The sequence below is a fragment of the Paenibacillus sp. FSL H7-0714 genome (genome assembly GCF_038003765.1).
GTDB lineage: Bacteria > Bacillota > Bacilli > Paenibacillales > Paenibacillaceae > Paenibacillus_AQ.
This window is the reverse complement of record NZ_JBBOPT010000001.1, coordinates 780,311-806,362: the sequence shown is the minus strand read 5'-3', so window position 1 is coordinate 806,362 and position 26,052 is coordinate 780,311. Positions and strand designations below refer to the sequence as shown.

Below are 26,052 nucleotides of genomic sequence, written 5' to 3'. Positions count from 1 at the left end.
CAATTATGATTTTCCGTTTAATTAATCAACCTACGTACGTACCATCTGCCACAACATAAGTTGTTTTATCTGCTGGTAAAGCTTTCGTAAGTGGAAAGCTCATTGCTATACTTAGAATTTCAAGTGAATTATCTATTTTAATAGGATATATAAGTAACACAGCAGTTTCTTTTTGACGTAATGAAACTTTGTCTGTTCTAGTTTGAATTTTTTTTTCAACAAAGAGGTCAATAAACTCATCATCTGTAACATGAACTGCTCGCATATGTCGCTCGCTATTTTTTTGACGTTCTGTTCTAGCAATTTTATACTCACCGAGATATTCATTTGATGAATCAAAACGGTTAGAAATTAAAACTATATTGCATTTTGAAAGCTCTTTATTTTTCGTTTCATTTTGAATAGCTTTAATATAATTATTCATTTCTAATGATCTCATGCTTGGTGTCTTAAAGGCTTCAAGTACCTCAATTACATGAGACATCGGTATCCCTAGCCATACCCTGTTACTTGCACTCATCTTCGGAGGAATGGTTAAACCTTTTAATAATTTTTCAATTATTTCTTTATTTTCTTCATTTATTTTTACATCTCTTGTAAAACTAGTATCCTGAAGCAATTGACCTGCCCAAGAGCTCTTCCTAGCAATTCTAAATCCATAGCGACTTTTATCTGCAGCTGTGAGCTTTAAGTTAATATTTCCCTTCTTCTTTTTTAGAGCTTTAATTTCTGGAGGTAATGAATCTGTTTCTTCAATCATATGAAGTTCATAATCATCGGGCGATATCTGTAAATTATGCATGTCTGTTAAATCATCCATTAATTTTCCAATTGTCTTTACAGTAGTCGCAAAAGCAACGATAAGATTTTGGGTTGTATATAATCGGCATAAATCTAAATACTTATCCTTATAACCGTACCATCGCCCCATCTGGGTCAATGTATCCTGCATTTTACTTTCACGTAAATAGTAACTTATTGTAAGACCATCAAGAGTAATTCCACGTGATAACTTGTTCCCACCTATAGCTATCACATATAAACCCTTTTCCTTATAATCTTCATAATTCAAAGTATCTTCTGATTCACCATTAATCTTCATTACTTCAATTTTGGATAGCACCTCTGGAATTATCTCAAGTATCTCTTCCCATTTTAAGTTTATAGGAGTTCCAGTTACAGCTAAAGAATTAGGAATAAAGTCAGTTTCAAACAGCGACTTTAATTCAAAATATAAGTTATCGTTTTGAGTAGCAATTTGTTGATTTAAGGCTTTTATTTCTAGCCTAACTGCTTGATAAGTGAGTTCCTGTACCCGATTAGTCATTTCAGTATGTATAAGCATAGAGTTATGCTCTTTTTCACCTTCCCGTAGTATTCTAATCGACGTTGATAATACAAATGCTTTAATTGCTTCTTTTAATCCTGTCGGCAATCCCTTCCTAGTCCTAAGGTAATCCGCGAAACCTTTTGGCTCGACTTTTTGGATTTTAACCAACGGTCTTGCTCTTCCATTAACTCCAAACCACTGGTTTGGCCCAACATAGTTTTTATCACTAGAAATTGCTAAAACAAAATCTCTTGGATATAAATCATGCCCATACTCAGGATGTTCGATCCTACGATTCACTAGTAAGTTTGCAAATGGAGTAGCTGTATAGGCCACATATGATTTGCGGTTAAAAACTTTCAGAAGCTTCCTAATATGCGCATTAATCGATGAAGGCACATAATCTGGATCGTTTGGACTCTTTCCTTTATTATTAGTTTTTTTCGTTTTTTTACCATAATAAGTATCAATCGAGGCCAAATCAGATTCGTCATCGATAATTAGAGCAGCTTTATTATCTACATTATTATTACGCAAAAGTTTTATTATTGATTTTAGATTATCATGATTTTTTTTTGTGACAATTATTAATGGATGATTCTTATCAACTGATATTTTCATACCAGTTTTTTCACCGTTTATATCGCCTGACGATGTTTTATCTGTAAGGCATCCTGTTAATACCGCATCATCCCAATAATTACCAATTCCAGTAGTTAAATTTTCTTCTGGGTCACCCTCATAAGATTTTTGACCAATAACATCAGAATCGATACGTATTTGCGTTTGTGATCGCAGGTCATTTTGTGAACCAGTCAAGACTATGACTATTTCATAATTATTGTCAAAAGCTAGATTTATTAGCGAGTTAAAATGCTCAGTCTTTCCAGACTGGACTTCCTTATATACCATACCTTTTACATAGAATTCACTTTCTGACATATGCTTAACTAAATGACCCATAATAACATTTAGTGAATAGTTAAGATTAGCTATTTGCCCATCAGATCGTTTTTTTTCTATTCGTAGAAATTCTTGATTAGCAATCCATCTTTTTTTATCAAAATGCACTTGATCGGATTTAGAATCCTCAGTTTGTAAAATAATAGTTTGATCTAAAAACTCAAAGTGTTCTTTGAAATGTTCAATGACGTTAATCATCACATCTTCAAAAGTAACAGTTACTTTTAACCCAACTTTATCATAGGCTGCTTTTAGTCCTTCAAGGGATGCTTCTATTTTATTCTTGAGAGCATTGTAATCTCGGATAACACCATTCCTTACATCTTCTTCCAAAAAAGATTTCACTATACTTATCTGATCCATATTCCCCGCCCCCAACCCATTCTGGTTAATAAAAATACTTTATAGTAAATTACATAAAAGTATAATCACACCTTTTATTCCCATTCACTAATACAAACTATTATTTCCATTTAAACTTTTACAATAAAGTACAGTGTAAATTCAAATGTAGATATTATTCCTATAGTACTAGTAAGAAACTATTTGCTTGGGAGTCCCTATGTATTATTTCCCTACCCTCACCATAAGCATCTAAAGCCTCACCAAATCCAACAACAATTTTAGTATCACTATATTTTCAATTGATACAGTATAGACTCTTATTAAATTTTTAAAGTTTTGCTATTCCCCAAATGTCAAAATAAGCTTTCTTGATCTTTCAAAACTTATCACTCCAAAAAGAAGTGCTTAATGATAGTAAAATTATACCACATTAACTAACAGTCTCTTCAACAAACTGATTTACTTAGATGTACAATTAGAAATAAGCAGAATTGCCACTATCGATCTTAATTTTTTTCATGAATATGTTAATTACATTAATGGACTCACTAGTCTGGATATTCATTAGAATAGAAAATGATCATTAACCTTCACCAGATGCAAATAAATCCGACAATCCAATTGAGATGAAATGGAGATGCGAATCGCTCCCGTCCCCATTCTTTCCAACTATCTCCAAGACACACTCAAAACCCTTGTCCAGTAATAATAAACCCACTACTACTTCTCCCCCACAAATCCGTATTACACGTTCCCCATTAAAATAAAGTCTTGCACAAATCACGATTTCTGCTCAAATCTCTACTCATTTTGACTAATTTCCCAAGCTTTTCCCCACATTTTTTATCACTTTTTTCTCTAGTCATATTAAAGATTTAATACTCCTGCCCCCTCCCTAATCGTTGATGGGAGAGGGTTCGGTAAGGATAAAGAGCATAGACTATATTATAACTGGCTCGAGTAGGGTAGAGAAAGTTTATTGCGGGGCTACACATTTCTTACAAGCAGTGCAACCGACTCTACATGCGTTGAGTACTCATTATGAACAAATCTTATACGCTATGCCCACTTTAGATGTTAAGAAAGACTTCAAATAATTGCAGTCTGCATTCTTTACCTCTCCTTAGTTTCGAAGTAGTTTGTATTTTAAACTCTAGCCGATATTCTTGTCAGATCTATAAAATAAGTCCGAATTGTAACTCCATTATTACTTCTATACATAATCGTCACAGCAATCTCCTCTAATGGTAGTTTTCCAAGGATAACTCGAACATAGACCAGCTAACAACAAAAAGAGCGGATTCAGCATAGGGCTGAATCCGCTCTTCCATTACTCATTTCAATTTAATCAATTAGCCCCGACTTCTGCAACAGCCGCTGAATCAGAACAGCCACTTCCGCACGGGTGACATTAGCCTTTGCCTCCAGCTTATTGTCGCCTCGGCCGCTGATTAAGCCTGCCTTGGAGGCTAGCGCCAGGCTGTCCTTAGCCCAGACGCCTATGTTGCCTGCATCTGTAAAGGCTGCGAGTATGCTTGTCGCATCTACTGTACCAGTTTTGTCCGCAAGGCCAGTTAACTTCATCGCTTTAGCGATAATGTTCATGGCTTGCTCGCGAGTGATTGGAGCATTCGGTTGGAATGTGCCGTCCTCAAAACCGGTGATCAGACCGTACTCGGATGCCGTTTCAACCGCCCCTGCATACCAGCTATTCGCTGGTACATCAGTAAACGTAGTCTTTCCTTCACCAAGTTTCAGTCCCAGACCACGTACGATGATCGCCGCGAACTCCGCTCGGGTAATATCTGCGTTCGGGTTAAACGTCGTTTTGCTCACTCCATTAATTACTAGACGAGATCCCATATCGTTCACTGCGTCCTTCGCCCAATGATTCTCCACATCCGCAAAAGTCAGCGGATGCCAGATCACCGAATACGAGCTGTTCGTCACACTCTTAATAACTGCGTAGTATTTGCCGTCCTTCAGAACGAATCTGGTCGGCACATGGCGTACTGTGCCATCTGGCTCCACAACGACGCCAGTCGTAATCCGGTTCGGATCAGTACCACCTGGAAGTGGCACTATCCGCTCTACGTAAGCATTGAACTGACTCACTTCCACTGTCGATGTACCGTAAGTAGCGGTAACAACGAAATCTAGTGACGGTGCAACGAGTGTAAAGCCACCTCTGCTTGCCGCACCCGCCACTACCTGGTTCATGGATGCTGAGGATTCGCTGATCGTAATCTTCAGTGTGATATCTTCCAGCTTCAAGCCATTTCCAAGTTTCTCAGCTAACGCACTGATGTTGATTTCGTCGGCTGGCAAAGTATAAGTACCTTTGCTTGTCTGAAACACAAGGGTAGCCGATGCGTTCTCCATGTTCTTGATCATCTGACCGTTTAGCTCAGCGACAATGATGTTGGAATCCAGCGTCACAGGAACGGTCACCACCGCCCCATTACCTTCCGCGTTCAACTTCGCTTGGAGTTTAGCTGGGTCGACGACGATAATAGTCGTTCCCACGTTTCCTACGGTCGTTGTTGTTGCTTTGCCCGCGTTCTCTTCTTTACCGTTAACGAGTACGATCACATCGGTAACAACTGTGTTCGCATTACCGGGGGTTGTTCCGCTATTCGAGTTGCTTCCGGATCCTGGGCTGACCGGATCAGTACCAGATGTTACGGTATCAGCCACCACAGCTGCTGTTGCACTACCGTATTTCACCACTTTGCCGTCAGCATCTACCTCTGCAATCCCAATCGTATCCCCATTGGCCGCAGGAACCAATCCCTCACTGCCTACAAGATTGTATCCAGTCAGGATATCTCCCACATTTGGTACGACGACGCTACCAGCGCCAAAGTTCTTATAAAAGAGCTTATGTCCTTCAGCTAGTGCAGGCGTAACAGTGATTTGCGTATAACCGTTATTGGCCGAGCCACTTGGATCGATAGAGATCACATTCAAGCCACCTGCAGGGTTAAGCATATTAATTGTAAAGGTCAGCGTGGTTGCCGGTCCCGCCGGAACGGACCCGCTAGCTACCACCCGTACCTTAACAATGTGCTCACCACTCAAGTCTGGTAAGTTGGTTCCGTCGTACTGTACGTATGGTCCGTCATCCACTGAAAATTCCATACTTGTGTCCAGACCGACAATCGTATTGTTCTGATCATCAGCCGTGACTTCAGGCGCGGACGGGATGACCGCATTCGAGTCATGAACGATAACTTGAGCGGCAATAGAAGCGAATGCTGTTGCCGTTGCCTTTTCCCGAACATAATACGTGTCCGGTGCAAGGTCAGTAATCATTGTGTCTGTAACTTCTGTCCAAAGACCCGTGCTGCCTATTTTGTATTCCATGTGGACTGTCAGATTCTGAATGGTGCCGTTATTAGCTCCATTGTACGTTACATCCGTAACGGTCACTCCTACCGGAGCCGCTGCACGAGCAGTAATGCTTAACGTCTGTACCGCACTGTCCGTAGTTGTTGAACCGTCACCTTTCTTAAGGATGCTCAGTGATGTTCCCAACCAACTGCTTTCTATTTCCAGCTTTCCGTCTACTGACACCGTAATCGCTGTATCGTTTACCATGTATGAGCCACTTGGCGTCAGACCTGCCAACTGTTCTCTAGCATAGTCGATGACGGCTACTGGTGTCGCTTCTGGCATTTTCGTGAATGCCGATACCGTCACTTGCACCGTAGCCGAGGTAAATGAAGTCGCTGTTGCTTTCGTCCGCACATAATACGTGTCTGGAGTAAGTCCCGTCACGCTTGTACCCGGTACATCTGTCCATGCACCTGCTGTACCTTTCTTGTATTCCATCGCACTAGTAACATGGATGAGCGTACCATCGTTCGTGTTCATTCCCGTTTCACCCGTTGCTGTCACACCCGTCGGCGGCACTGAACGGGACGGAATGCTTAACGTCTGCGCCGCGCTATCCGTTGTCGTCGAGCTGTTGCCCGTCTTCACGATGTTTAGCGATGTTCCTATCCAACTACTATTAATGTCCAGCTTACCGTCTGCTGTCGCCGTAACCGCTGAACCATTTACCGTGTACAAGCCACTTGGCGTCAAACCTGTCAACTGCTCTGCCGCATAGTCAATGATGGCTGCCGGTGTTGCTTCCAGCGTTGGCACGAACGTAGCCACCGTCACGATCTTCGCTTCTGACGCAAATGCTGTCAAAGTCGCTTTCGTCCGCACATAATACGTATCAGGAGTAAGCCCTGTTACGGTTGTGCCTGACACATCCGTCCATGCCCCTGCTGTGCCCTTCTTGTATTCCATCGCGGTTGTTACGTTCGTCAATTTGCCATCGTTGGCATTTATCGCCGTTTCATCTGTCACCGTTACACCAGTCGGCACCCCTGCACGGGACGGAATGCTTAACGTCTGCGCCGCACTATCCGTTGTCGTCGATCCATTGCCTTTCTTCACAAGGCTCAGCGACGTTCCTAACCAACCGCTATCAATAGCTAACTTGCCATCAGCTGTCGCTGTTACCAAAGCTCCGTTTACTGTGTACGAGCCATTTGACGTCAAGCCTGTCAGTTGTTCGGCCGAATAATCAATAACGGCTGCCGGTACCACTTCCGGTGTTGCCACAAAAGCAACCACCGCCACTTGCACTGAAGCTGACGCAAATGCCGTCGCCGTCGCTTTCGTCCGCACATGGTACGTGTCCGGAGTTAGTCCCGTTACGGTTACACCCGTCACATCTTTCCATGCACCTGCCGCACCCTTCTTGTATTCCATCTCCGTTGTCACGTTCGTCAAGGTACCATTGTTAGCATTTATCGCCGTTTCGTCTGTCGCCGTTACACCTATCGGCGCCCCTGGACGGATCGGAATGCTTAGCGTCTGCGCTGTGCTATCCGTTGTCGTAGAACTATTGCCCTTCTTCACGATGCTCAGTGACGCCCCCAACCAACTGCTGCCAATAGCTAATTTGCCATCAACTGTCGCTGTCACCAAGACGCCGTTTACCGTGTACGAGCCGCTTGCCGTCAAACCTGTTAACTGCTCAGCCGCATAATCAATGGTGGCTACCGGTGCCGCTTCCGGCGTTGGCACGAACGTAGCCACCGTAACGCTCTTCGCTTCTGAAGCAAATGCCGTCGTCGTCGCTTTCGTCCGCACATAATACGTGTCCGGATCAAGTCCCGTTACGGTTACACCTGCTACACTCGTCCATACACCTGCTGTACCTTTCTTGAATTCCATCGCGGTTATCACGTTCGTCAATGTACCATTGTTAGCACTGATCTCCGTTTCATCCGTCGCTATCACACCAGTCGGCGCCTCTGCACGTGACGGAATGCTTAGCATCTGCGCCGCGCTATCCAATGTCGTCGAGGCATTGCCTTTTTTCACGATGCTCAGTGACGTCCCCAACCAACTGCTATCTATCGCTAGCTTGCCATCAATTGTCGCCGTTACCAAAGCGCCGTTTACTGTGTAGGAGCCATTTAGCGTCAAGCCCGTTAACTGCTCAGCCGCATAATCAATGATGGCTGCCGGTGTCACTTCCGGTGTTGCCACAAACGTAGCCACCGTCACGCTCTTCGCTTCTGACGCAAACGCCGTCACCGTCGCTTTTGTCCGGACATAGTACATGTCCGGATCAAGTCTCGTTACGGTTGCACCTGAAATATTCGTCCAAGTACCCGCCACACCCTTCTTGTACTCCATCGCAGTTGTTACGTTAGTCAATGTACCATCGTTAGCACTTATCGCCGTTTCATTCGTCGCCGTTACACCAGTCGGTGCCCCTGGACGGAATGGAATAGTCAGCGTTTGTGCCGGGCTATCCGTTGTCGACGAGCCATCGCCTTTCTTCACGATGCTCACTGACGTTCCCAACCAGCTGCTGTCTATAGCCAGCTTACCATCCGCTGTCACCGTTACCGCTGTACCGTTGTTAACCGAGTAGGCGCTGTTTGGCGTCAGTCCGGTGAGTTGCTCAGCCGCATAGTCAATGATAGCCGCTGGTGCCGGAGCTCCCGTCTCAAATATTTTAGCGGTTATTCTATAATGATCAGCATCCGTATTATCGGTTGTCACCAAGACAAGCTTGTCACCAAAGGTGGGATACAATTTGAAGCTTGGATAATATTCCACAGCGTACATCCAAGTGGCTTCATTGAAACCCTGCATAGCCACCGGAGCGGAATCCACCGGCTGATCCGATGTAAAGACTAAGTTACCGTCATTGTCATAATAATTCAGGTAAGCATACTGCGTTCCCGACCATTCTTTAAAGTTGTTGTACGCATCATTGATGGCATTGGTAGAAGTGGGGTCCGTACTTACGGTTACAAAGCCCGGGTTTGCACCATCCCTATAAATAGCAGCCGAAGATTCGCCTAGAGAGCCACTTACTGTAAAATCACCCTTACTCGTACCGTTCTTATCATATAAAGAAACCGTTGATGAGTCGTTTCTATAGTTATATTGGCTGAACATGAAATTCCCGTTGTTCAACGTGGATAGAAACAGCTGTTTTTCATCCGTTCTTATTCCTTTATTAATCGTATTTAACAGAGTCCCACTATTACTGAATATTTTCAGATAAACAGTATCCGTCTGGGGTCCTACTCCTGAATTGTAAGCAACCATATATACACCGTCTCCAGCGGATACATTAGACATGCTCGCATTATGGGAAACCAGAAGTATTTCTCCCGAAACTGGGTTACCCTCAACAGTGAACACACGCGTAGCCGTGCTAATATTGTCGTTCCGTTGCCAGGAAAAAGCTATATTGCCGTCAGACAATTCCGTTATAGAGACAAAGCGCGTGAGTGCCGGGGTACTGGCGGCAGAGTATGTATTAATCTGTGTCTGACCGACCACCTTTTGTCCTGACTGGTTTAGCACCATGAAATAGGCATTGGGAGTACTCTCCCTAACGGTTCCCAATTGCAAATTGTTATCGCCGCTGTCGCTTTTATGGTAAGTAATCAGAATCCTTCCATCACTTAGCGCAAGCATATTCACATCAATCATTTTGTAATAGGTATCCATTAGACTACTCAGATCAACATCTGATCTAAGTGCTCCCGTGCGGTCAAAAATCTTTAAAAAATAAGAATAAACATAGGAATTGCCTTGATAAGCGAATGTGTTCAACACTACTGCGGTACTTCCGTCAGGAAGAACATCAACATCAGAAACATTCTTACCCGAGGCGTTTGTAACTGGAGTCTGAATGGGAAAGTCCACCGTTTTGGTGAATGAGGGGATGGCAGCGTATGCCCGGAGTGAAATCATCGGTAGCAGTCCAATGACTAATATAAAAGCCAATCCAATCTTGCCTAACTTTTTTAACATTGCTTTCCTCCTTGTCGAATGACTATTCATATAATTGTTAACGCTTCCGTAATTGCAGTTAATACAGAAAAGCAGATTTCTATCCTATTATATCGACATTTCTTAGAAAATAGTTTATTTTTCGACAAAAAAATACGATAAATCACAAATTTATTGTGACTTTAGTCATATATATTTGTGATCAAAGAGAAAATCATGGATTCGCACATTAAAAAAGCCCTCTCTGTCCACTAAACAGATTAGGCTGTCACGTTTTGAATTCCACATCCTGATTGCCGATGAAGAAGACAATCTATGATCATAGTTCTAGTTAAAACAAAAAACCGAGAAAGAGCACTTCATTTAAAAGTGTCTATTTCTCGGTTATGGTTTATTGATCCATTATTTTAATTAGTTAGGTTGCTCTTCCATCGCTCTAATGGATTCATCCACCTTTACCATCATGGAACATTCGACTCTTTTGCGGAAGACGTCACAGCTGAAGTCATAGGTTCCGACCAGAGAACCCGTCGCGTGCAGTGCATTGGCAGGACAACCACCGCTGCAGTAGAGTTTAGCCCAGCAGTCCTTGCATTCCGGCTTCGAGTAGCAGTTGCTCTCTTTGAATTGACATTGCAGCTCAGGCTTTGTGATGCCATCCCAGAGGTTCCCCATGCTATACTCTTCATCCCCTACGAACTGGTGGCAAGGAAAAAGCTCTCCCCAAGGGGTGACGGCAAGATATTCGGTTCCTGACCCACAGCCAGTGATTCTCTTCTGGATGCAAGGCCCTTCTGAGAGGTCAAGCATGTAGTGATAAAAGGTAAACCCCTTGCCTTGTTCACCGCGACCGATCATTTCCTTGGCGAGAATTTCGTACTGGTTGTATATCTCCGGCAGGTCCTCCTCGGTAAGTGCATAGGGCTCCTTTGGATCACAGATGACCGGTTCCATAGAGATTTTGTCAAAACCAAGGTCTGCGATATGAAATATATCGTTGGTGAAATCGACATTGTTACGAGTGTAAGTTCCTCGAACATAGTACTCTTGGTCCCCGCGCTTACGAACGAATTCCTTGAACTTCGGAACAATATGATCGTAGCTGCCTTTTCCGTTAACCGTTTGGCGCAGCCGGTCATGAACCTCTTTTCTTCCATCCAGACTCAATACGACATTGTACATTTCCTGATTTAAAAACTCGGTGACCTCATCGTTCAGCAGCATCCCGTTCGTCGTGAAAGTGAAGCGGAACTTCTTTTTGTATTCTTGTTCTTTACTTCTTGCATAAGCTACGATCTGTTTAACCACTTTCCAAGCTAAAAGCGGTTCTCCGCCGAAAAAGTCGATGTCCAGGTTTCGATGATGACCCGAATTTTCAAGCAGGTAATCGATAGCTTTTTGTCCAACCTCATAGCTCATGATTGCTCTATCTCCGTTGTATTTCCCCTGGCTGGCGAAGCAATAGTCGCATGACAGATTACAGGTATGCGCAACATTGAGGCAGAGCGCTTTGACATAAGTTTTTCGCTTTTTTAAATCAAACGAGAGGTTCTCATACTCATCTTTTGTAAAAAGCTGACCATCTTTTATAAGCTCCTCGATATCCACGATGGTTTCTCGAATGTCGCTCTCAGAAATACTGGAATCATGCTTATATTTATCCATCATCATGGTCACGATTTTGTCGACAGGAGTTTTCTCATAAAGTTCTATAATTTCATATGCTAGGTCATCAACAACATGCACCGAGCCACTGTAAGTGTCGAGCACGATATTGTATCCGTTTAGTTTATATTGATGAATCATACTTACTAATCAAGCTCCTTTTGCACACAAGTAGAAATGGCTTTGCCATCCTATAGAGGAAGCGTCCATTTCTTAAAAATAGCCGCCCATCAACAGAGCAATGGGCGGTAAAATTTCGAATCTTATCTGTTCATTGCATTTTCACACTTCTGGTTTGCAACGCCGCAGGAAGTTTTACAAGCGGACTGGCATGAGGTCTGGCATGCGCCGCATCCGCCGTGTTTTGCGGTATCCATCAGTTTACGGGTGCTCAGTGTTACGATTCTTTTCACGATAAATAACTCCTTCTGTAATTTCTTGTGATCACTTTCACTTAATTTCCATGGAACATCGTAGCAACCTGACGTAAGTACGTCTATGATTCCCGTCACCTAGCAGAGCAGAGAGGGATTAAACATAAGCATCAACGTTAATTTTGGTGCATTCTTTCATGCTTGTGATCGTAGGATGCCGTAGCAGGAACCAGAGTCAGAGCAATGCTAAAAAAGTGACTAAAGAAACAAAAAAGAGACGGCAATGATGCCATCTCTTTAACAACGATTTTTTCTCATACTTGTCGGTAAAGTCCAATAAATATAAGGATTTCATAACACTGTATCCTTCCTTACCAGTAGAACGACACTCTCCGATTCAATATGCACATTATGCGAACATCCCTCTCATTATCATGGCTATTGTTATGGCGGGAAGAAGTCGCGTAGAATTAGGGATTCTTGTAGGGAGTGTTTCTTGAATATTCCATGAAGTTATTTATTTTCATAATGAACTACGCCTTAGTTCATAAAAATATTGCACACTTGGATGCTTTAACTTCATCTTCTCGCTCATGTTTAAAATTCGCTTTTTCCCAACTCGTCTGTCCACTAAAGCTAGAATATTCAATAAGATATCGTCGCTTTCTAAGCTCTCCTCAATGGAAATAGATAAATACTTAGTAGCTATAACAATAAAATTCGATTTACTTAATGACGTCTGTGCTGACAAAAGCTCCTTTGCAACCTCTGATATTTTTCTGCTTCTTGCAATGACTATTAAACGATCCTCCGGGATGATCCCCTTACTATCTTTTCTAACCGCTTCAATGTCTTCATGGTTGATAGGAATTTGAAGATCTGAATCATTCTTAATCTCCTGCTCCGTCTGATACCATCTAATTGAGCTAGTTCTATCATTCATATTAAGTACGTTCTTTTTATCTACCGAAATATAACAATTCCCTGATTTATCAGGTAAATAACGGTAACTGCTTGCGCGATATTCAACCCTGCCGTATAACGCAGGACAGAGAAAACTCTCCAGTTGTTGCTTCAATTTGCTCCAGGACATGTATCCTCCTATGTTTTATGTTATAAATACCTGTTGAGGCAATCGTTCTATTATACAATACATAATACAATCCCACTAAAACCTGAATAATATCTTGATACTGTACATAGAAACAAGCCGATTAGGTATAGACCCCGTGGTCTGGCACCTAATCGGCTTGTTATGTTACACCTCAAACGTTTTTACTTCAGTTATTAGTCTTACTCGGACAGATAATTCGATAACCGGTACAGGAAGTTTCAGCGCGGGTCGTATTTCTGCTTGGATGGATTATTTCTCCATTACTTATCGTGACCTTTACCCGGGTTTTCTTTTGAGTATTCAAAGGTCACTTTTACAGGCTCGCTCATATAGCCAGTTGATAGATACGCCTCATTGGTTCCTTTTAAATTACCCGTAAGTTTGAATGTGAATTGGAAGCTTCCCGCGACTGTACTCTTCGTCTCATCTTCGAGTTGAACCTTGCCTTTCGGATCAAGCACCTTCAACTTCACATTTGTAAGGACGCCATTCATCAGCAATCCATCAATCGTTACTTTTTTCGCTTCCTCGTCAACCTTTACTTGTATGCCCTCAATGCCCTTCACGTCTACAGCGCCCGAGAGGTTATAGACACCAAACTCGTAGATGGAATATCCGTAATCGGTTGCTCTTTTTATGCCTTGTAACTTCATGTATCTTGCCTTGACCGGGTTGAACTGAATCGTTTCTTTGCCATCATGCGCGGTAATAATTCCGTCATTAGGCATGACATTGATCCAGTTCTGCTTATCGTTCGACACAAGAATTTTGTATTTATCGGCACGAGCATATTCCCAATCTATTCGAACCGTATCCATTTCCTTCACTTCATCGAGATCGACCAGGAACCAAGTATTGTCCACGTATTCACTCGCCCATCTTGAAGCAGGGAATCCATCGACGGCTTTAGCCGGTGCATAATTCGCATTATTGCCTTCGGTCGATGAAGCTTCTACCGTTTTATTCTGCGCCAAATTGCCTATCAGGTAATAGACATTTTCTTTCAGCGTATTGTACGCCTCATCTTTTATCGTACCTGCCTTCTTGAATTCATCCAGCTTTGCGTTAAAGCCTTGGAGATACTTGGTGACTTGCGCTGCATCTTTCCCTTCATAGCGCTTCATCATTTCCAAATAGTTGTTCAAAGAACGCACCGTTGCAGAATTGGTAAATTGCTTCACTTGTTCGAAGCGGTCGACTAACGCTTTCATACCAGATGCATTTGTCGTTGCTTCGATAACATATGACTTTGTCACCATATGCCCCGCCGTAACGGTAATGTTAAGCTCATGCTTGCCAAGCTTGCCTGCAAGCGAAATAACGGTACCCGCTGTATAAGGCTTGCCGTCATATGTCGCCGTCACTTTCGTCAGACCATCATCCGTTCTAAGCTTCCATGTAAAGGATACGGATTCTGAATCGGGCAGCTTCATCCCGCTCTGGAAAGGCTTGTCGTTCATCTGCACGTCTACCTCGGAAGGCGGAGCCTCGTTGACCTGATACGTTCCTTTAACAAATTGATACAGCCAGTCGTAAAGAACGCGTGTCGCTGGATCTTTACTTACCGCGGTGTTATAGACTGCATTGTTGCCTTGGTAATACGATTTGAAGCCATCCTTCATGAGCCCTGTCTTCGCACCGCTGTTCAAGTAATCGATATACCGCTCGCGGAACACGCCGTCCGTCAGCATCCGATCATCGAACTCGAGTTCATTGGACATGCCATACTGCTTCGCCAGATTCGCAGAATCCTCCAAGCGCTCGATATCCGTCGGCTCGAAGAAGTAGTTCGGTTGGATCGTCACCGCATCGAAGCCGACATCCTTCCACATGAACGCTTTATAAGCGAAGAAGTGCGGAATCCAGAAGAACTTCAGGTCCTTGCCGCTAATTTGCATGTCATGCAGGGTGCTGCTCACCGAACGGATCAGATCCGGTCCGGATTGGCTTGTGCTGATTTGCTCTTCGAACCAGTACATACCTACAAGCTCGAGGTTAGCGTAACCTTTTGCTTCCCATCTCGATTTGACTTGCTGCAGCCACCATTGAACTGCTTTTTCACGGTTCGCAAGGGCTTTCTCTTTGCCAACGGAATCATTGAAGTTCAGCGATTCTCCACCTTGTTCAATAGCTCCGAAATTAGTGATCGATTCACCTGGATCCGGAATCATGAGGACAACCTTTTCCTTCACGCCAGACTCGTTCAGCGCATCGGATACTTCCTTAGCCGCTGCGTTTAACGCATCCATATCACCGCCTACCGCAAAGGTCTTATCCAGATACCATTGCCAATCTTCAAGATAAGCCCGCCCGCCGAAATCACGACCTGGATTTGGAGAGTTAATGCCAAGATACAGGACGCCGTCGAAGAGTCGATCCTTAATCTTGCCGTCCTTATCGACATAACTAATGTTCGGAATGATCCGTTCTTTCGTCCAGATGCCTAAGTCATTCGCATATTGCCCGTTATACAAAAGTCCAAGATGCTCTATACCCGCTGTCGCTTCGCCTGCCGCCAAGAATTTCGGCGTATGCGTTGGAACAGTTACGGCTCCGGCAACTTTGCCCTCTTCACCGAGGATTTCAATCTCATCCACGAAGGTCATTGCACGCGTATGCATTGTGAATGTTACTTTCACGTACCGAGCATACGCGATTTTCGCATCTGGGCCGATCGCTTTAATACCGTCCTTGCTGCCATCCCACACATAGGTCTCCGTGTATTTACCATCATTCCACAGCTTCTGCGTGGCATTGTCTTTGAGCAGTCCCCAGTTCACCTTGTCATCAGAGACGTACATCGATACCGTGAGTGGCACGAGTACATTGTTCGTTGGCCAATCTTCGAGGAAATTGGCTTTAATACCCGTGAGTGATTTCTTCGCCCCCAAATCAAACACAACTTCGCGTGTCTTACCCAAATGATGTCCAACCCATGCTACGTCGGATCTATTGCTTGCCCCATATATACCATCCGTAAGTGTGTTGCCTTCATCCGGATAGGAAGCTTCCGGCTCTCGCGACCACTCATAAGATAAGCCCGCTGCAAGATTGTGATATACCGCCCCATACACTGACGCAATAACACCCTCCGTACCCGCTCCCGGTAGGTGTGATGGATTCGTCACCTCGACCGGATCGGCTTCGCCCGGCGGGTTCGCTGGTGTCTGTTCCTCTGTCTGTGTAGGCGGCAGCGCCTCTTCCGCTTGCGCGATCGGCATCATGGTTACGATCATGATCGCAACCATGATGAGAGCTACCCATTGTCTACTCCTCTTCATATCGTACGAACTCCCTTCTGATTCTTGAGTCAAGAAACATCAATCTCCTAAATGGTATGCGCTTCCATTTCAGCTTACCTCGATGCTCTTTCCTCCCTTCCGAGATTCCGACACGTCATAGAAGCTTATAACATATGTCAATGTCCTTATAGTAACATTATGAAAAGTGGCCTTTCTTTCAAATAGATAATTAATGACATTGGGTATACACTTGTTGACATGAAGGCCTTCACGTCGCGTTTTTATAGGTATAAAGATAGCGCTTACCTCCTAAGGTCCTACCTATTTTCTATCAATGTCCTCTAAACAATCCGCCACATAAAAAACGCAACCCCTCGAGGCTGCGTCGTGTTTATATATGGTGGCGCCTAATTACTGCGGCGTTCTACTAAATTGATGCCCTATCCATAACCGAACGGATGCTTTTTGTACTCTAAGGGGCTTGAGCCGACTCTATTTTTGAACACACGACTAAAATAGTACTGGCTCTTATACCCTACCTTCACGGCCAGATCCCCGATTTTGATATTCGGCATTACGTCATCCAGAATCTCCTTCGCCTTCGATATCCGGAGCTCGGTGACATAGTCAAGGAATGAAGCACCGATTTCTTGCTTCATACGCTTGCTAAGATAGGTTTGGTTGATATGAAATAGCGCTGCTACTCTAGTAATAGACAGCTCCGGATCCTGATAATGACTGTCAATATACTCGATCACTTTTTGGATAAGCACTGTTCCATCCCCTGTATACCCGGGAAGCCCCAGCTCCTTATCCACCCTGCTTTCATGTGAATGCAAAGGATATTTTGCCTGAAGATGCTCATCGATCCGATGAAGCAGCTTGTTCAGATCACTCTTCGGCACAGGTTTCAATACATAATCGAATGCTTGCAGTTGCACGGCTTGACGCGCATATTCAAAGTTATCGTAGCCGCTGATGATGACAACCAGAACCGACGGACAGCGTTCGCGCAATATATTCATCAGATCGAGCCCATTCATATTCGGCATGTTGATGTCCACAAGACATACATGTGGTGGGGCTTCCTCCACCATATTCAATGCTTCGTTTGCACTTTTCGCTTCTCCTGCAACCTCAAAAAGATACGGACTCTCCTCAATGTATTGTCGCAAGCCTTTGCGAATGATCGTTTCATCATCGACGATGACAATCTTCCACATCTTCATTCCACTCCCCGTCCAAAGGTATTCGAATGACCATAACGGTAATGCCATCTTCGCTCTTCACTGCAAGGCCATATGGCACCCCGTAAGCTAGTCGAATGCGATGGTTTACACTGTATAGCCCAAAGCCTGTGGCAGAACGATCATATTTATCATCAAGAAGGGCTTGATTCATCTGTTCAAGCTTCTCTTCAGGAATCATAACCCCATTATTTTCAACCTTAATGACCAAATAATCGACCTGTTTATATGCTGTGATCGAAATTTTGCACTTTTGATCCCCAAGTGGCTTAATCCCGTGATAAATCGCATTTTCTACCAACGGCTGCAGCATGAAGCGAACGACTTGGCACTGAGCAAGCTTTTCATCATATCGAAGCTCGTAGTCCAGAATCTCCTCATATCGTACGCCTTGAATATGAAGATAACTCTCGACATGGTACAACTCCTGATCAAGCAGAATGTAGGGACTGCCTGTGCCAAGCCCTAATCGAAAATACGCGCTAAGCGCTTCCACCATCTCCACCACATTGTCTGCTCCATGTTCCGTTGCCATCCACTGGATCGTATCCAATGTGTTGTATAAAAAATGCGGCTTGATCTGCTCATGAATCAGTCTGAGTTCCATCTCCTTTCGGTCCTGCTCCACAGCGTATAATTGAACAAGCATGTCATTGAAGCTTCGCCCAAGATCGCCGATCTCATCCGAGCGCGTAACATCTGCTCGTATGGTTTGGTTGCCGTTCTGCACATTTTCCATTACCTGGCGAAGCGACTGAATTGGACGAATAATGGAAGAAGCAAGCAGCATCAGAAAGACGATAAACGCACTACCGATAAGAACGCCTACCAGCAATGCAGTCCGCTGGGTTTTGATCACCGCTAGCGATAGACTTGAATTCGGTACTTCGAGTACTAGCTTCCAGCCTTCCACATTTTGAATTGGAGCCTCAAATACACTCATGTTCTTCTTATCTGCTGCATCCTCCGCTCCATCTCCTTCACCCAGCTCTCTGCAATCGATGATAAGCTGGCCTGACTGGTCATATAGCATTACATCTTGAGCAATCTCCTTCATCTTCTTGACGGAGACGGCTGCGGCAATATAAGCTACTTCATCATTCACCGATGGATTCACGCGATAGAGAATGACGACGATTTCAACTGCATTCGCTTTGGATACGATCGGATTACTCACCACATAATTGGAATCTGAATTTAGCAGTTGTTTTCGATAGTAGGGTCGGTTTAGTATCGAAAAAGGCTTGTCCCTTGCTGACCAGGAATTTCCGTGAATATCCACCACGCGTATGGATTCGTACTCTACTTGCTTCTTCACCTCGAACTTATCGATCTCTTGCAGCAATTCATCTCGTGTCCACTGATGGTCCGAAGCTAGAGAAGCAAGCATGTCTATCTCTCCAATGCGCTGATTAAACCAATAATCAATCTGGTCGCTGCGTGCATTAACCACTTGCTGCGTTAAGTTCTTATTCAAAGGGACAACCGTATGGTTCATCTCCAAATATATTGTTACAAGCAATGCAACGAACAGCAGCAAGAAGCAGCCTCCTGCGATTAACGTAATTTTTAAGTGAATTGATTTCATTGTAATCATAGCCCTTCACAATATCCGTTTCTTACATGCCCGAAAAAGACAAAAAAACGCTAATCTGTGCAAATACATAATGCTGTACTAAATCTATAATAGGTCTTGTGCATATTTTCACATGAAATAACATTCATGTCTAGGCTAGAGATAAGGGATTTGCCTAGCAAATCTTCCTCTCCCTAGTGTATGTAACCAATTCACAACAGAATGAAGGAGATATTATGCGAACTCACACGAAAAAGCTGTTATCTATTCTACTAGTCCTCAGTCTTATGTTCACGCTTGCTGCCTGCGGCGGTAAAGATGCAGCACCCGCTGCAGATGCAAACGGAGTTCAAGTCTTTGAAGGAGTTGGGCAAGGTAAACATGGCGATATTAAAGTACAAGTTTCCTTATTAGATAACAAGATCACTGACATTAAAGTAACAGAGCATAAGGAAAATGAAGTACTTGCAGAACCTGTTTATACGCAGCTCAAGCAAGATGTCATGGCAACTAACAGCGCAAAAGTTGATGCCATTAGCGGATCTACGGTTACAAGCAAAGGATATCTCGAAGCCATTCAAGATGCAATTACGAAGTCTGGACTTACCCTTGTCGCTGGCGCTGCAGTCAGTGGAAACAAAGACAAAGAAGAAGCCGAGCAAACCTATGATGTTGTCGTCATCGGTGCCGGGGGTGCTGGCTTTAGTGCGGCTATCGAAGCGAACAGCGCTGGAGCTAATGTAGTTCTGCTCGAGAAAATGCCAGCTGTTGGCGGCAACACATTGATCTCCGGTGGTGAGATGAATGCGCCGGACAACTGGGTTGAACGTGCTCTAGGCATCACAGATGACACGGCTGAATTGTTCTATAATGATACGATGAAAGGCGGAGACAACCTCGGGGATCCAAAGATGGTTCGTATTCTTGCCGACAATGCTCTAACATCTGCCGAATGGCTGCGCGATGAGATCAAGGTAGAGTTCTTACCTGATCATCTGTTCCAATTTGGAGGCCATTCCAGAAAACGTGCGTTGATTCCTGTAGGTCATACAGGTGTTGAATTGATTACTAAGTTAAAAGCCAAAACAGACGCTGATCAAATCACGATCAAAACGAATATGAAAGCCGAAACCTTGCTGAAGGACGAAAGCGGCAAAATAACAGGTGTAACTGCGACTTCAGGTACTGGCGACAAGATCACATTCCATGCGAACAAAGGCGTCATCATCGCTACCGGTGGTTTTGGATCCAATGTAGAGATGCGTAAAAAATATAATCCTAAAATGGATGAAAAATATATGTCTACCGATACACCAGGATCTACAGGTGACGGTATCGTTATGGCAGAAACGATTGGCGCCAAACTGACAAACATGGAGAGTATTCAAACGTATCCAATCTGTAATCCTGAGACAGGTGTTATTTCCCTGGTTGCAGACTCCCGCTTCGATGGTGCGATCCTGATTAACCAAGAAGGCAAGCGCTTCGTTGAGGAATTAGAACGTCGTGACGTTATTTCTAAAGCAATTCTTGCCCAAACGGGCGGATATACGTATCAATTATGGAATCAAGGCATTGAGGATATTGGTAAAACGATCGAAGTTCATAAAGACGAATACGATCAACTCGTTAAACAAGGCTTGCTCTTTAAAGCCGATACGATTGAAGAGGCGGCTGATTTCTTTAAAATTGACGTGAACACTTTGAAAGAAACGATTAATAAAGTAAATGATTATGCGAAAACAGGTAAAGACCTTGATTTCAAACATCGCGGTGGATTGAAATCTCTTGAAAAAGGCCCTTACTACATTGAAAAAGCTGTACCATCCGTTCACCATACAATGGGCGGATTGGTGATCGACGAGAAGACTCGCGTATTGAATGAAAAAGGCGAAGTCATCCCTGGGCTGTTCGCTGCAGGTGAAGTAACAGGGGTCATTCATGGTGCAAACCGTCTTGGCGGTAATGCCATCGCTGATATCTTCACATTCGGCCGGATTGCAGGTAAACAAGTTGTAGCAGAGTAATCTTATGTTTGTGTAACTGCTCTATTAATAAGTTAGCCTTAAAAAAATGCAAGATAGTTTGTTGAGTGCAGGTTGACTGCTAACTTTCAAGCTGCCCTCTATGACATAGCAAACCGCCCTGTAAGCAACATTGCGAACAGGGCGGTTTTTTATGGTGGAGCCTAGGGGCTACGCTCGTCTAACTCTCTGCTATTTTATCGTTCTCCGTTAGTGGAATTAATATTGTCCAATTATTTAGTGTCTACTTGACAAGGGTTCCTCACCAACAAAGCTACCGACTCCACATGCACCGTATGCGGGAACATGTAACACTAGGATGTGGGCTGTTGCAATCCGCAGAAACCTTGATTTGACAGGCTTTTCAACAATGCTCATCCGTTCCGCGATGCTGATTTAGGTGCATTTCTGTTGATGTTTTACATCAATTTCACATCAATTTGTCCCTTACTGATGACCTCATCGCTGCCAGGATTCTTATTACTGCGAAAGTTAGTCTAAATAACTGTTTCTTTAATCATACCATTTATTGTATCTAGATATGTATTCTCCACTAATTGCTCTTTTTGAGATAAATTCGAGAAGGCTTCACTTTAAAGAATTTTCCTTAACAGCTTTGTTGCTCTATCGATCTCGGTGTGTATACTAATACTTCCCGTTGCCCCTTAATGTGGGGAGAAGGGACGTTACGCTTATCTAACCCCAACTGGCGCCAAGTACCAATCCAGACTCCATAACTGGATGCTATCTCCAAGTCTGCTGTTCTTAAATGCCTGGTTTTATGGGCTTTCGTAATTTAGGTTTAAAGTTAAATTAATGGGGTATTGAGAATAATATAAATCAATGAATTCTGACACAAATATGATACAAGCTAACCGCTCTACCCGATCGACTGTGATTGGTTTTCATTATTCTTAATTCAGAATACCGATATTCATCATCAATACTTGTATCTGATGAGAGCAAAGGTGCAGTATAGCTGTGATTCCTCACATGCGCAGAATATCTTTCCCAGAACGAATTGAAGTCCGCAATTTTGACGTAAGATAGGCATACATTGAATTTATTTCCTGAAGTATCATATGAAAAAATCTTATCCAAATGTTTGTTAATATTGCTTGTGTTTAAAGAATCAAGGTTCATTGCTTCAATAACAGTAAACGGTAGTCCGTCTTTTGACACGAATATATCTAGTTCACCAGAATCTTTGCCCGACGAAGAACTTCCACGCCTAGTTTGGTCTTTTATGGTATAACCGATAGCTCCAAGTATGTCACCGATATAGTCGTTACGCTCATCTTCATTTGCATCAGAATAATGCTTTCTTGCTTGTAAATTGGAACAAGCCAAAACTAGATTTTTGACAAAAGATTCTTGCGAGCCGAGATCTTTTGTAAAATTCATGGAAAGAGCTTTGTGGCTATTTCTTAACTTTATTACAAATACATTTCTTCCACTAATATCTACGTTTTCGTATTCTGCTTCGATTGCAAAGGATATAAGGTTCAGTGCAGTCGCAATGGGTTCTTTAGCTCTGTCTTTCGTCGTGGGACTTAATCCATCAACCGCGTAGTTGTTGATGAGCTTGGATACACCCATCACAATATACCCGTATTCTTCTGAGTTATCCAAGCAACGCAACATAAGCAATGCCAATTCATAAGGCTTCAACTCCATGCCTACACCGACTAAATTTTTTGATGATGTTGTACTTAACAACGTACTGATTGTGTCTCTATCAATCATTGTCCTTTAAACTCCTTAACGGAATTTTGTTTACCCCTGTCAACTTCAGTATTCTGCCAAGAGTAATTTTTTTTGGGATTGGATCAACTCCATTCTCCACCCACAGCTCACAGTCTTTATCGAAATCCAGTAGATCAATTTCGGTATCGTAGTACAAGATTATTTGTTGAAAATCTGAAGGCCTGGCAATAACGTAAATTTCTTGCCCTAATTTACGAACTCTAAAGATCGTATTTGCTATAAACTGAAGATTGTCTTTGTCAAACTCGTAATCATCATGTGCATACAAAAAGTTGACAATATTGATTCTTGAGCGATTAAGAATGTTCTTAACATAACTAAAGAGCTCAGCACTATTTGTAGATTGATGAATTTGGGCAGAGCCAAAAACGTTATTTGACAGCGCCCTGAGAAGTTCTTCTTCTGAAGCTATGCCCCACTGAGCAAGCAGTTCTTTTGAAATGCTGATTGTTTCGCTCTGGGCTGTATTTACAGCTGGATGAGATGCAAGGATATTCGCCAATTCATCTATATCAGCTACATTATATTTTTTTAAAACTTCATCATACTGTTCTGACTTTGCCATGCTTTCAGCAATTTCTTCATCGTCATAGAACCAATGAAGATTTTCTATAAGCTCTTTGAAACACTTACTCACTTTACTATCCTTGCGGTTATTCCTAATCCATGCGCATGTGTTTCTAAATGTTTCACGCAACTCGAAATTCTGCTTACTTATGGATTTATTATTGTTGCGAACATAAGCAGTGATTGCAGGGGCTACAGATTCAAGCGAAATTATTCGGTTTGGAGGCAATTCAAGCGCAATACCTCTAAACAACATTTTTTTTCTTATATCATTGTCTGAATACATAGCTGCGTCTTTAAGAATTTCATTTACACTGCCGTCGTCAGAAAAAATTTCGCTCACTCGCATAAATTCTCCATTTTGATTAGGCAATACAGCGTATTTGTCAAGTAAGTTTTCGTCCTCGCATATTCTGAAATGGTTTGCCAATTTTGAAACCCATTGAGCTACTTCTCTGTCATTTTGAAAGTCATATTTCTTTAGTACACTGCTAATAGAAGTACAGGAACTTAGATCTATACAAATCTTCTCTCTCCAAAACTTCAATGCGTCAGATAGCAGTTTTTCATTAACATGATGGACTCTGATGTATTGATTAAAGCAATCTGGATAAAGGTGTTCAGCGACTTCAACAAACTCATTTTGCTTTTCATTTTTGCCTGCACGAAGATTTATGATCGAGTTGTAAAATTCAAGTTTTGCTTCTTGGTTAATTTCGGCATGAATAAGCTCAGAAAAAACATTCTTCAAGTTAAGTTCTTGCAACCCTTGCAGACTTTCAATTGAAATACTACTATCAAGTAATCTAGTTCTGAAATCAATACCTGCTATTAAAGCTATATCTTTGTATGTGTCGCCGATATTGTTTTCGGCAAATATTTTGTCCAATGGTAAGAAATCCCCATATTGGTTAGGAAAAATGGATGGACTGTATCCTAATTCAGAAATGAAATTTCTAGAATTAAGATACAAAAGAATAATTAAATCGTTAAGCCATTTTATCGAGTTACAATCTAATCGATTACTCAGGGTTACTAAATTACCGCATCCTTCAACCTCTTTTATTAAGTCAATAATGCCAAAGTTGCGACACTCCACCCACAGCGAGTTGTACCAATGTTCGATTTCATCCTGTCGAGTCAACTTCGTGGGCATCAATCTATTTGACAACTCCCAGACTTTTCTTCTAAGTTCAGGAGTTTCATCACTCATAATGAAAATGCATGAGGTTCCCCAATCATCATAAAGAGAACAGGCATCACCCAAACTATTTCGAATGAAAGTAGTTGTTTTTACATGCTCTTTAATTGGCTGAACCAATACTCGCTCAACCCAATTTGAATCGAGCCAGTATTTTTCGGATTGTTCAGAAATCTTAACAATATTGTATAGGTCTTTGTAACTTTTTGTTGCAAAATAGTCGAGCATAGCGTTATATAGTTCTATTGCTTCTGTAATTCTGTTTCTGTTCTCATCTGAATCACCACCCGAACGCTCGGACTGAATCAAGGGAATGCCGTCACGAGGCTCTGTAGGATTAAATAATGGACTATTGACTACTACGGGAAATGAAAAATCATTCGTTCCCAACAAGGGGAAATCGCAAAATATTCGTGGCAACTCCTCATGCAGCCTAATCAAATGTTTTTCATTGTCGCTGTTTTTTTTGATTTCTACAGCGACTGACACTTTATCATTCGACTGCACAAAGACATACCTATTTTCACAGGTCGTTTTTCCTCCTTTGGAAGTTGAGATTTGCACCTCGGTAACATTAGCAGACACAAGTTCTACAGATACTTTTTCCCCTCTCCGGATTACTCTTTGATAATTATCCACACTAACGGTTATTGAACTTAACTCCGGCACAAATGCAAATACGTATGGAATAGAAATCAGAAGATTTTTTAAGCCTAATTTTGCCGTTTCTATACCTACTCTATCCAATTCGTAAACAAACCTTGTATTCATTTGACTCTCATTCACAGTACACTCTGTTCCGTTGTCCAGCATATCACAACTATCACTTATGGCATTCATTATTGCAGCTTTGTCTTGTCCAGTCCTGTCTAATACCGTCTCGAAGGAACGAGGGCTTTCATTCTCATCTTGTAAATATCCATGCACCTGCACTTTTTCAGAAAGCAAATGAGTCGTCAAGAAACCCGTTCCAAATTTACCAGTAGATTTTTTCTTATTCTCAGCGGTCAATGAGCGTTCTTTTGTTGACACCTGTTCAATCAAAAAAACAATATTTTCAGTCGTAAATAATCGACCATTATGGTTAAATTCAATAGTTTTATTAGCTTCACTAAATTTAATCTCAATATCAACGAATCCACTTGTATTCACGACATCCTTAGCGTTTTGAATCAACTCCCAAATCCATCTATATGATGTATCTGGGCCATTGCTATCTTTAAGCGCCTTGAGCTTATCGATAATTTTTGTTGCAGATTGAGCCTCGCTTGCGCCTTTGCGCAATTGTTGAATTTTCTCCCGAAACGTCAT

General features: G+C 42.6%; 11 protein-coding genes. 1 reads left to right on the top strand and 10 read right to left on the bottom strand.

What is annotated here, in order from left to right:
- Window positions 1-25: 25 nt before the first annotated feature.
- The 8 genes from NST34_RS03565 to NST34_RS03530 all read right to left on the bottom strand — a co-directional run bounded on the left by NST34_RS03565 (window position 26) and on the right by NST34_RS03530 (window position 19,146).
- The gene (locus tag NST34_RS03565; protein WP_341127152.1) at window positions 26-2,656 is read right to left on the bottom strand and encodes a Z1 domain-containing protein; all 2,631 of its coding nucleotides are present in this window, start codon (window positions 2,654-2,656) and stop codon (window positions 26-28) included.
- A gap of 1,326 nt (window positions 2,657-3,982) precedes the next feature.
- The gene (locus NST34_RS03560; RefSeq protein WP_341127151.1) at window positions 3,983-9,985 is read right to left on the bottom strand and encodes an S-layer homology domain-containing protein; all 6,003 of its coding nucleotides are present in this window, start codon (window positions 9,983-9,985) and stop codon (window positions 3,983-3,985) included.
- Window positions 9,986-10,375: 390 nt separating this feature from the next.
- Window positions 10,376-11,770: a thioether cross-link-forming SCIFF peptide maturase gene (gene scfB, locus NST34_RS03555; RefSeq protein ID WP_341127150.1), complete on the bottom strand. Its 1,395-nt coding sequence runs from the start codon at window positions 11,768-11,770 to the stop codon at window positions 10,376-10,378.
- Window positions 11,771-11,892: 122 nt separating this feature from the next.
- Window positions 11,893-12,042 carry a six-cysteine ranthipeptide SCIFF gene (gene scfA, locus NST34_RS03550; RefSeq protein WP_076098734.1) on the bottom strand — a complete coding sequence of 50 codons (150 nt, stop codon included), beginning with the start codon at window positions 12,040-12,042 and terminating at the stop codon, window positions 11,893-11,895.
- A gap of 484 nt (window positions 12,043-12,526) precedes the next feature.
- Window positions 12,527-13,096, bottom strand: coding sequence for an SF0329 family protein (locus NST34_RS03545; protein WP_341127149.1), 570 nt, complete (start codon window positions 13,094-13,096; stop codon window positions 12,527-12,529).
- A 281-nt stretch (window positions 13,097-13,377) separates the two neighbouring features.
- Complete coding sequence (locus tag NST34_RS03540; RefSeq protein ID WP_341127148.1) at window positions 13,378-16,398, bottom strand: DUF4855 domain-containing protein; 3,021 nt, start codon at window positions 16,396-16,398, stop codon at window positions 13,378-13,380.
- A gap of 401 nt (window positions 16,399-16,799) precedes the next feature.
- Entirely contained in the window at window positions 16,800-17,582 is a 783-nt protein-coding gene (locus NST34_RS03535) for a response regulator transcription factor (RefSeq protein ID WP_339244750.1), read from the bottom strand.
- Window positions 17,557-19,146, bottom strand: a complete 1,590-nt coding sequence (locus NST34_RS03530; RefSeq protein WP_339244747.1) for a sensor histidine kinase — start codon at window positions 19,144-19,146, stop codon at window positions 17,557-17,559. Before NST34_RS03530 ends, NST34_RS03535 begins: the two co-directional genes overlap by 26 nt.
- Window positions 19,147-19,418: 272 nt before the next feature.
- Here NST34_RS03530 and NST34_RS03525 point away from each other — a divergent pair, with 272 nt between their 5' ends.
- Window positions 19,419-21,209 carry a flavocytochrome c gene (locus NST34_RS03525; protein ID WP_339244744.1) on the top strand — a complete coding sequence of 597 codons (1,791 nt, stop codon included), beginning with the start codon at window positions 19,419-19,421 and terminating at the stop codon, window positions 21,207-21,209.
- 837 nt (window positions 21,210-22,046) lie between these two features.
- On the opposite strand, the gene NST34_RS03520 is transcribed toward NST34_RS03525, so the two are convergent.
- Together NST34_RS03520 and NST34_RS03515 are read right to left on the bottom strand one after the other, a co-directional pair.
- The gene (locus tag NST34_RS03520; RefSeq protein WP_341127147.1) at window positions 22,047-22,952 is read right to left on the bottom strand and encodes a hypothetical protein; all 906 of its coding nucleotides are present in this window, start codon (window positions 22,950-22,952) and stop codon (window positions 22,047-22,049) included.
- A complete protein-coding gene (locus NST34_RS03515) occupies window positions 22,945-26,052 on the bottom strand; it encodes an ATP-binding protein (protein ID WP_341127146.1) in 3,108 nt (1,035 codons plus the stop codon). Before NST34_RS03515 ends, NST34_RS03520 begins: the two co-directional genes overlap by 8 nt.